2 protein-coding genes are annotated in these 1,324 nt (G+C 36.6%); both read right to left on the bottom strand.

All coding sequences use genetic code 11. From position 1 onward, the window contains the following. Positions 1 to 305: 305 nt before the first annotated feature. A complete protein-coding gene (locus FTT83_RS15890) occupies positions 306 to 791 on the bottom strand; it encodes a hypothetical protein (RefSeq protein ID WP_006581703.1) in 486 nt (161 codons plus the stop codon). A 37-nt stretch (positions 792 to 828) separates the two neighbouring features. Continuing rightward, the gene (locus FTT83_RS15885; RefSeq protein ID WP_006581702.1) at positions 829 to 1,077 is read right to left on the bottom strand and encodes a phenol hydroxylase subunit; all 249 of its coding nucleotides are present in this window, start codon (positions 1,075 to 1,077) and stop codon (positions 829 to 831) included. Positions 1,078 to 1,324 lie beyond the last annotated feature (247 nt).

Genomic DNA, 1,324 nt, shown 5'->3' with positions numbered 1-1,324 from the left:
TGTTCAAATGGCGATTCAGCGTTTAATTGGTTTTGGGAAAAAAGAAGAGTTTAAGGAAATTTTGGCAATTTTAAGAAAGCAGAATCCTGATAGGATAAGGGTTCTGTGAAATTTGTCGTGTACAGAGTATAATAATAATAATCGAGCATGAGTCTCATACGGATGCTCGGGTCGAAAGGGAATCCCCAGGCGAGTAACCTGTTTGCGGTGATCCATTAGCTGCAGGAGCAGAAGAGCATACATCTGGAAGCAAAGCCAGGAAAGCGGCCTATGGAGCTGTGCGGCAGCGCTCAGTAGGCAATTTTTCAAAATATTGTTAAGCCTTTTCTGAGCATGGTATTTTTCATGGTATTACCAATTAGCAGGAAAATAAGCCATTGAATATAAAAGATAAAAATGTCTTGTTTACAATAAAGTGGGAGTAGTAATTTCGTTACTTTGTTTAGAATTTCTTCAGAAATATTTCTTAATAAATCGTGTTTTTCAACAAGCGTAAAATTACTTTCTAAAATCTCTTGTTGTTTAGCTCGAGTTTGGGTATAAGCCCCATAATAAAATTGACGAGGATCTTTAAGCACGTACCAATCTTTCATTTGGATTACAGTACGGCCCTTATCGTAAAGATCAAATTCAGGCTGCCATAAAGGTTTGTAATGAAAATTAATTTCTTCCTGAATATCGTAGGTCGCTTCTTGATAACGTGAAGCTGGTTTATCACCAAATCTTTTTTCAATATAAGCATAAGTATTTCTTAAAGGCTTAACTGAAGATGTTTTAATATCAATTTGCATATAAATCTTCCTGATTTTTTAATAAAGACTAGAGTTTTTATTCTCTAATACCGGCCTGTCCAAATCGCCACTTCATGCGGTCATATTCAATCTTTGCAAAATCATCCGTACTTAGGTGCTGTACTTGATGGTGTGCGCAGAATTCTTCAAAAGCCTTGACTGGCATAATCATTTCTACAGCTAACTCTGGATCACCTATCGAAAATTCAAATTCGATATATTTGTCACGCTGAGTCCCTGTAACATGAATAAAGCAAGGAGGCTGTTCTACATTGAGTTGCTGCATACCAAAATCCTCATATTCTCCATAAGATTATTGCAACTTGCATGCCAATTTTATTTATTATTATTTTTCAAATATTTATGATTTTCTCTTTTTTATTTCATACAATGTTCTTTATCAAATTGGGGTCGTTTGCGGGAGAGGGCGAAATCCTACGCTAAGGCTTTGGCCAACGATATTCTCCGGTAAGATTGATGTGTTCCCAGGGGATAGGAGAAGTCGCTTGATATCTAGTATGACGTCTGTCGCA

The sequence above is a fragment of the Acinetobacter sp. YH01018 genome (assembly GCF_013420295.1).
In the GTDB taxonomy this organism is placed as follows: Bacteria; Pseudomonadota; Gammaproteobacteria; order Pseudomonadales; family Moraxellaceae; genus Acinetobacter.
The sequence above is the reverse complement of the archived record's forward strand: the minus strand, read 5'-3'. Positions and strand labels throughout refer to the sequence as shown.

Coding starts and splice junctions, on each gene's coding strand:
- FTT83_RS15890 (WP_006581703.1), bottom strand. CDS start 791: ATGCAAATTGATATTAAAACATCTTCAGTTAAGCCTTTAAGAAATACT.
- FTT83_RS15885 (WP_006581702.1), bottom strand. CDS start 1,077: ATGCAGCAACTCAATGTAGAACAGCCTCCTTGCTTTATTCATGTTACA.